The 8125-nt window shown below is 53.3% G+C and carries 7 protein-coding genes; 1 reads left to right on the top strand and 6 read right to left on the bottom strand.

Features of this window, described 5'->3' with window-relative positions:
* From ccmA to torC, 5 genes are all read right to left on the bottom strand, one after another.
* The coding region (gene ccmA / locus ACLJRS_RS22805) for a heme ABC exporter ATP-binding protein CcmA (RefSeq protein ID WP_079941937.1) at positions 1–302 on the bottom strand (302 nt) is incomplete at its 3' end.
* 5 nt (positions 303–307) lie between these two features.
* On the bottom strand, positions 308–1708 hold the full coding sequence (locus ACLJRS_RS22800) for a cytochrome-c peroxidase (protein WP_000724476.1): 1401 nt from the start codon (positions 1706–1708) through the stop codon (positions 308–310).
* Between the two features lie 189 nt (positions 1709–1897).
* Positions 1898–2530: a molecular chaperone TorD gene (gene torD, locus ACLJRS_RS22795; RefSeq protein WP_000595421.1), complete on the bottom strand. Its 633-nt coding sequence runs from the start codon at positions 2528–2530 to the stop codon at positions 1898–1900.
* The gene (gene torA / locus ACLJRS_RS22790; RefSeq protein WP_000790681.1) at positions 2523–5075 is read right to left on the bottom strand and encodes a trimethylamine-N-oxide reductase TorA; all 2553 of its coding nucleotides are present in this window, start codon (positions 5073–5075) and stop codon (positions 2523–2525) included. The genes torD and torA overlap by 8 nt, the downstream gene beginning before the upstream one ends.
* Positions 5065–6249 (bottom strand): pentaheme c-type cytochrome TorC, encoded by a 1185-nt coding sequence (gene torC, locus ACLJRS_RS22785; RefSeq protein WP_001230255.1) that lies wholly within the window; start codon positions 6247–6249, stop codon positions 5065–5067. Before torC ends, torA begins: the two co-directional genes overlap by 11 nt.
* A 129-nt stretch (positions 6250–6378) precedes the next feature.
* Between torC and torR the strand changes: the two genes are divergently transcribed.
* On the top strand, positions 6379–7071 hold the full coding sequence (gene torR / locus ACLJRS_RS22780) for a two-component system response regulator TorR (protein ID WP_001562512.1): 693 nt from the start codon (positions 6379–6381) through the stop codon (positions 7069–7071).
* Here the strand turns inward: torR and torT are convergent.
* Complete coding sequence (gene torT, locus ACLJRS_RS22775) at positions 7044–8084, bottom strand: TMAO reductase system periplasmic protein TorT (RefSeq protein ID WP_001202040.1); 1041 nt, start codon at positions 8082–8084, stop codon at positions 7044–7046. The two genes, torR and torT, sit on opposite strands and share 28 nt — an antisense overlap.
* Positions 8085–8125 lie beyond the last annotated feature (41 nt).

Raw genomic sequence — 8125 nt, 5'->3', positions numbered from 1 at the left:
CCGGGGTGGAAGAAGTGCAGGTTCTCCCGCGCCGTCAGGCGGGTTTTGATCCCCGGCTGGTGCCCTATCCACAGCAGACTGCGATGGAAGCTGTCGCGCACGCGGCGCAGGGGTTCGCCCTGCCAGTACACCTCGCCGCCGTCCGGGCGCGCCAGCCCGGTCAGCAGGCGCAGCAGGGTGGTTTTTCCCGCGCCGTTGCCGCCGGTGACCTGCACCCACTCCCCGGCGTCCACGGTGAACGACAGCCCGCGAAACAGCGTCCTCTCGTCCCGCTCGCAGTACAGATCTCTGGCTTCAAGCATCATTGTCATTGCGCATATTCAGGTTGATATGGCGTATAAACACCGGTCAGGCTTTCCAGGAAGGCGACGATATCGTCAATATCGTTTTGCGGCAGATCGGTGCCAACCTGGTAACGCAGCATCAGTTTTACCGCGCCATCCAGCGTCGGTACGTCGCCCCGATGGAAATAAGGCGCTGTTAACGCGACGTTGCGTAAGCCTGGGACTTTTTGCCGTAATTTATCGCGAACCTCTTTGGTGACGTTCATACGACCAATATCCGCTGCGGTAATTTCGCCAAAATTAAAGTCTCGCTTTAATCCCAATGGTTCAAAAGAGCGCCCGCCTAAAATGATACCGCCGTGACAGGTTGCACATTTATTCTCTTTAAATAATTGATAACCGTGTTTCTGTTGCGCGGTCAGCGCATTTTCATCTCCACGTAGCCATTTATCAAAGGCGGAATCCGGCGTTATCAACGTTTTTTCGAATTCGGCGATCGCATCAGTAATATTTTCCCCGGTAAATCCTTGCGGATAAACCGCCTGGAAATCTTTTTTCAGGACAGGATCTTTATCAAGCTTGCTAATAATTTCATCCCAGGATTTAGAAGCCATTTCAATAGGATTTAACGGCGGTCCGCCTGCTTGCTCCTGCAGGGTTGCAGCACGGCCATCCCAAAATTGTTCGATATTAAATACGGAGTTGAATACCGTCGGCGCATTTATTGGTCCTACCGCACCGCCAACGCCAATTGAGGTTTTTCTGCCATCGACACCGCCCGCATTTAACGCGTGACAATGCGCACAGGATATTGTGCTGTCGCCGGATAAACGTTCATCATGATAAAGACGGAAACCTAAGTCGACTTTTTTCGCATCGACGGGAATATTGCGCGGAATAGGCTGAACGGGTTCATTCCGGTGCGCCGGGTCGGTATCGGCGCTGGCATAGTTGCGCTCACGCTGATCGGCTATCCAGTTCAGGATGTCAGTACGCTCTTTATCGCTGACGCCCCCCGCCCAGTGCAGCGCGACATAGCGGGTTGGCGGCATAGTCTGATGTTGCATAACCCATTCAATTTTATTCAGTTCGCTTTGCGGCACCGGCGTATCCGCAATCAGGGCGGCCCGTACCGCCTCCAGGTTAAACGACTTGTAACCGAGCTGGATATCGTAATCCATTAGCTGCTTTGCCACCGGAAAAGAGGAATAAAAAGGCAATTCAGCGGAAGGCGTATGACAATAATCACATCCTTTCTCCCTGAAATAACCCAGTATTTTATTATTTTCACCCACAACCGAGGCCTGCACATCGCTTTTTTTACTGCGCTGTTTGTCGTAATACCATACATACCCGGACAAACCTAAATAACATAACAGCCCAACGGTGATAACCGTTGTCGCATAGAGGGTAATTTTTTTCATATCACTATCCTTATGGGGTATTGCGGCATGATTAATTAAATTTTATTTTTTTACTCATGAGGCCCGTCAATACTAAATACAAACCCATAGTGGATATTGATTGGTATCAATAATTACAATTGGCTAAACCTATAGATATGATAACCCCCGACTATCGTAAGATTTATTTTGCGATGTCCGTCACAGGGTTTATTCAGCAGCAACAATGGATAAATCCTCTTTTCCGTCATCAAAACGAACGATAGCCAACAATAATTGACTTAACGCAGCATAAAAGCCATAGGGATCATGCTTAAGGCAATTATTTGTAAATTCCGGAAGCCATTCCAGTAATGACGACAATGTTTTCTGGCGTAATTTATTCATTCTCCGTTGTTGGAACGATTCACCCAATGAAAAATGTAAATGGCTGAGTAATTCCAGATAAATCGCCAGGTGGTCGGTCGGCTCTTTAAAATCGTCGTTGACTTCCATCCCGGCTTCAAGCAATAAATGTTTAATCATGCCGGGTTCCTGCTGCGGGTATTGCGAGGCGTAGGGCAACGCCGATTTTTTATCCGTCATCAGGAACAATCCGCAAAAATCTGCGGCCAGCTCCAGCTGCGCATCCTGGCGCAGGCTAAGTGCGGCAATTTTTTGTTCGAGTAACGCCACCGACGCCGCCAGCGCAGGCTGACGCTTTAACAGCGCCAGCCAGTCCGCGATCTCCGCGGACTGTAATTGTATTAACCCTTCATCATCCACTTCCCGGAAAAAGAGTAACGCCAGCCATGCATATACGCAGGCGTACTGTTCCTGAGCAAGCGCTGGCTGCTTAATCATGCGGATTCCCCTGCGATGCGGGTACATATTCACACTGCGCGACCATCTCGACCGGACCGTTAAACGCCGTGACGTTATCCATAGGGCCGGTATATTTTTCAATTTCCACCAGCGTCGTATGCGCGCTGGTCGCCTGCGCGAGCTGTGATGTACCGATATCCAGCGTTAATACGTTAGGGTTGCCGTACTTACATAACGCGTTGAGATCGCCGCCTTTATCAGGATCGTACCAGGCGCCTTCATGAATTCGCGCCACGCCCGGCGCATAGCGATCGGAAACTACCGCTCCCGCCAGTACCTGCCCGCGTGCATTGAATACCCGCACGATGTCACCGTTGCGGATCCCGCGCGCGCTGGCATCCTGTGGGTTAATAAAGACCGGCTCCTTGCCGCCAACGGCATATTGCTGACGCAGCGTTTCCGACTCGCACAGTTGGGAATGCAGACGGAAATCAGGGTGGACGGACTGTAAGTGCAGCGGCCAGCGCTGCGATCCCGGCCCGCCATGCGAGCGTTCGATTTTTTCGAACCACATGGGATGGCCCTGACAATCGTCGTATTGCATGTCGGCGATCGTTTTGGAGTAAATCTCGATCAAACCGCTTGGCGTGCCCAACGGCTCCAGGTCCGGATCTTCACGGAAAGCCTGATGGCGCACAAACATCTGCGGATGATCAAACTCGATGTACTCCTGTTGATTCCAGAACACCTCGAAAGTCGGTAAGTGGATACCGCGACCTTTTCCCTGCTGGCTCCCTTCCTGCCAGATGCGTTTCAGCCAGCCCATTTCATCAAGACCTTCCGTGAATGCCGCTTCACGGTTAAAGCGTCGGCAGAGATCGCGGAAAATATCAAAGTCGTTACGCGCTTCAAACTGCGGCGACACCACCTGTTTCATGGCGATAATGCCGCGGTTAGAGTGGTTGCCGAACTGATCGAGGTCGTTACGCTCAAATTGGGTGGTAGCCGGCAAAACGATATCCGCAAAGCGGCAGGTCGACGTCCACTGGTTATCAATAGCGATGACCGTTTCCAGCTTGCGCCAGCCTTCAATTATGCGGTTAATTTGTTGGTGTCGGTGGAACGGGTTGGTCCCGGCGAACACGCACATCTTCAGCGGCGGTAATTTAACCGATTTCCCGTTCCAGTTAATGATCTTGCCCGGTTCAAGAATGGCATCCATAAAACGCGCAATAGGAATGGTGCTGCTGTAGCCTTTGTAATCCGTGCTGTCGTGCACTGGCGGAACGGTCGTCGAACCGGAAAAGCCGCTTAAAATGATCCCTTTACGACCAGGCGTCCCGGCGCCGTTATAGTGCCAGCCAAAACCAAAGCCGCCGCCCGGTAAACCAATCTGTCCCAGCATTGCCGCCAGCACGACGACCATCCATGACCACTGTTCGCCATGCTGCATACGTTGTACGCACCAGCCAGCGATGATTTGCGTTCTGTCGCCCGCCATCTGCCGCGCCAACGCGCGGATGGTGTCGGCGTCAATACCGCACAGTTTTTCCGCCCAGGCGGCATCTTTGGGCTGTCCATCTTTCTCGCCCAGCAAATAGGGGAGGAACTGGTCAAAACCGACGCAGTAGTTATCGAGGAAATTTTTATCGTACAGTTTCTCGCTGTACAGGGTATGCGCCAGCGCCAGTTGTAACGGGACATCCGTCTGCGGGTTAATGGCGATATGTTTGACCTTATCGCGCCCCAGATAATCGTGCGTGGAGGTGACGACCGGGTCGATGCTGATGACCGAGATAGCGCCGCTGGCAACTTTCTCTTTTAATTGTTCATAGTACTGATAGACATCGTGATCCGGGCACCACCAGTTTGCCTGCTGGTTTTTCACCATATCAGAACCCCATAGCACAATCGTTTTACTGTTCTGTAAAACCAGAGGCCATGACGTTTGCTGCTCGTACACTTCCATTGAACCCACCACACGCGGCAGAATCACCTGCGCCGCGCCGGTCGAATAGTCCCCTCCCGTGCTGACGCTATTGCCATGTAGCGCAATCGCGCGCGCCAGCATCCCGGAGGCGTTATGGAACATGCCGGTAGATTGCCAACCGCTCGCCGTCAGTAACGCGCTCGGCCCGTAGGTTTTTTGCACCCGCTCCAGTTCCTGATAGAACAGATCCAGCGCTTCATCCCAGGAGACGCGCACAAAACGATTATCGCCGCGCTGCGAGGTGTCGCTTTGATGATCTTTGCGCATCCAGTCGACGCGCACCATCGGATAGCGAATACGCGCCGCGTTGTGGACGTGATCGGGCAGGCCGGCGATCATTTTGGACGGGTATTTATCCTGTTCAAACGGTTTTGCCGCCACAAATCGACCGTCAACCACCGTGGCGCGAATCGCCCCCCAGTGAGAGCCGGTAAGGATACCCTCTTTCGTCGCGGCGCCTGGCGCAACGGCATCCGCTGCGCGGGCGCTACGGGGCGTCAGCAGTGACGGCCCCAGCATTCCTGCCACCGTCAAACCGCCAAGCTGCGCCAGAAAACGTCGACGAGAGACGTGTAGCGTGTCCTTATTTTTCATTGTTTTCTCCCTTATCGCTGTGCGGCGTGTTGGTGGTATCAGACGCATTCATCTGGAGATATTTCAACAAGGTACGTTCTTCACGCTTATCCAGACTGGTGAAACCGATCATGCCGTTGAGCGTGCCGATCCAGCCGTTAGCGTCAAAGTGCGCTTTGTCCGGCGCGCCGTGACACTGATTACAGGTGCCGTTATAGAGGGAGTCGGCATAGGCCCAAATCGGTTTAATGTCATTTACCATGTCGCCTTTTTGCATCCACGCAGTTGCCTGTAATTTGCTCCACTGAGTATTGGTCGCCGCGACGGTGGTCTCTTCCAGCGTTTTCACATGCTGTTGCACATCGCCGCGAATCGAGGCGACAAAAATACGTTTACCTGGCAACTGCGTCAGCACGCGCTGGCGACCGTCCGTCTCCGTCCAGCCTTCGATTTGCACTTGCAGCCAGTCACCGTCCCGTTTAAGGACTTTCACTTCAGAAGCAGGCAACAGCGAACCTGCCGGTTCTTTATCGCCTTTAGCGGCGTAAATCGGCTTGATATCCAGCGAATAGAGCGTATCGCCGTCATTATGCGTACTGGCGCTGGCGCGCAGTTCATCAAACTGTTTGCGGAAACCGCTGCTCATATCCGGTAGCTGGTGGGCAATCCCTTTATGGCAGTCGATGCAGGACTGATTTTCTTTCGCGGCTATTTTCATTTGCCGCGCCGCTTCCGGGTTCTGTTTCGCGTGATCCATCGCATCGTAGTTATGGCAGGAACGACAGGTCGCGGAGTTATTCTCTTTCATGCGCGCCCATTCACGCTCGGCAAGCTCGGCGCGTTTGGCTTCAAATTTTTCCGGGGTATCAATCGAGTGGGCGATAAATGTCTGGTAAAGATCGTTGCTGGCTTCCAGCTTACGTTTCACCATGCCTGGAATATCAGGGGGGATATGGCAATCGTGGCATTCCGCGCGTACGCCGGAAGCGTTCTGGAAATGTACGGACTGTTTATATTCCTGATACACCGGCTGCATACTATGGCAGCTGACGCAAAACTCTGTCGTACTGGTCAGTTTGATACCGACGTGAGGTAACACGATCAGCGCAACGCCGATCACAATCCCGACAATGACCAGCGCCAGTATCGACCAACGGGCGCTTGGCCTGAGTAGCGCTCTCCAGAGTTTTCGCATAATAGCCCCTGTAATTATATGGTTTAATGCGCAGATCTTATTCCGCAGATATGAACAGCGTCACTGGTCAGGATGAACGGGATACGGCAATATATGAACAGATATGAACAGAAAGAGACCGCGCGCAGGATGTCACATCACATTGTTATTGTTGAGGATGAACCTGTTACTCAGGCCAGATTACAGGCCTATTTTGAGCAGGAGGGGTATCGTGTCTCGGTGACCGACAGCGGCGCGGGCCTGCGCGACATCATGGAGCATGAGCACGTTTCGCTGATCCTGCTGGATATCAACCTCCCCGATGAAAACGGGTTGATGCTGACCAGGGCGCTACGCGAACGCTCCACGGTGGGCATTATTCTGGTGACGGGGCGTTGCGACCAAATCGACCGCATCGTCGGGCTGGAGATGGGCGCGGACGACTACGTCACCAAGCCGCTGGAACTGCGCGAGCTGGTAGTGCGGGTAAAAAATCTTTTGTGGCGTATCGATCTGGCCCGCCCCACGCCGCAAAATGCCAGTGAAAACTGCTATATGTTTTCCGGTTACTGCCTGAACGTGATGAATCACACGCTGGAGCACAACGGTGAAGCCATTAAGCTTACGCGCGCGGAGTACGAGCTGCTGCTGGCCTTTGTGACCAACCCAGGCAAAGTGCTGCATCGCGAACGTCTGCTGCGAATGCTTTCCGCCCGCCGCGTAGAGACCCCGGATCTCCGCACGATTGATGTCCTGGTTCGCCGCTTACGCCATAAAATTACGCCGGAACTGCTGGTCACACAGCATGGCGAAGGCTACTTTTTAGCCTCGGAGGTGTATTGATACAAATAGACGGGCCGAAATCCCGGAGGCGATAGCGAACGACGAACGCGCGCGCTGTCGGCGTTGTTATGCGTCAAAATAAGCACCGGCGGGCTGATATTTTCAGGCACCGGTTGCCCCTGTAAGACCTTAATCGACTGCGTTATCGCTAATTCTCCCTGCCAGGCCATCTGATCGCTGAGCGCCATCAGGATATGGCCGCGTTTTAAACCGCGATAAACCTGATGCGTCAGATAAAATGAGACGATCGTGAGCGGAGTCGTCAAATTTCGCCCTTCGCCCATCGCCGCCTCCGCCGCTATCGCCGACCCGGCGACCACATTGGCGTCCGGATGACGCTCCAGCATTTCCTGGAGTAAGTTTCGCTGCACTTCAATGTCGTTATCGCCCCAGGCGATATCCACAATGTTGATGGCTCTGCCTTTAATTGCCTGACGAAAACCCGCCACCATCTCCTGACTGCCGCCAGCTTCCTCCGGCCCCGGGAAGAGTAAAACGTTAAGCGTTTTTCCTTTGCTCCACTGCACCAGGAAACGTCCCGGCAGATAACCCATCTGAAACCACGGCAGACCGACGTGAGTTGCCACGCTGGCGTCGCGTATCACGTTCGCCACTTCAATAACCGGCACATTACCGGCATACCGTTCCAGTTCCGGGAAACGAATGGTACTGCTGCCAAGCAGAATAGCGTCGGCACCCCACTCCCGGCACTGCATCATTTGCTGTTGTTGCGTCGCCAGTTGCCGATAGCCATTCGCTTCCAGCACTTTTAAATCAACGCCATACAATTTGGCCGCTTTTTGCATCCCGTAGTTGACGGACAACCAGTAAGAATCTTTCAGGCTGGGGTATAATGCGCACAGTTTCCAGGGTTTACTCGCATTGACTGACGTTTGCCGCCAGGGAATCGCCCGATCAGCGCGCGTCCAGTGTAGCAGCCCGGTTTCGGCTGACGCCGTTTCTACATTCGAGACGATGATTATCAAAAAAAAGAACGAAATAAGCGCGCGCATGATAGCCCCACCACCAACAAGGTTTTATCCTAATGGTTTTT

It is taken from the genome of Salmonella sp. SAL00670 (assembly GCF_046552235.1).
In the GTDB taxonomy this organism is placed as follows: Bacteria; Pseudomonadota; Gammaproteobacteria; order Enterobacterales; family Enterobacteriaceae; genus Salmonella; species Salmonella enterica.
Note: the sequence above shows the minus strand (reverse complement) of the source record. Positions and strands in the feature narration are given on the sequence as shown.

What these genes read in the sequence shown, in the direction of transcription:
- ACLJRS_RS22800 (WP_000724476.1), bottom strand. Translation starts at nt 1,708, where the DNA reads ATGAAAAAAATTACCCTCTATGCGACAACGGTTATCACCGTTGGGCTG.
- torD (WP_000595421.1), bottom strand. Translation starts at nt 2,530, where the DNA reads ATGATTAAGCAGCCAGCGCTTGCTCAGGAACAGTACGCCTGCGTATAT.
- torA (WP_000790681.1), bottom strand. Translation starts at nt 5,075, where the DNA reads ATGAAAAATAAGGACACGCTACACGTCTCTCGTCGACGTTTTCTGGCG.
- torC (WP_001230255.1), bottom strand. Translation starts at nt 6,249, where the DNA reads ATGCGAAAACTCTGGAGAGCGCTACTCAGGCCAAGCGCCCGTTGGTCG.
- torR (WP_001562512.1), top strand. Translation starts at nt 6,379, where the DNA reads ATGTCACATCACATTGTTATTGTTGAGGATGAACCTGTTACTCAGGCC.
- torT (WP_001202040.1), bottom strand. Translation starts at nt 8,084, where the DNA reads ATGCGCGCGCTTATTTCGTTCTTTTTTTTGATAATCATCGTCTCGAAT.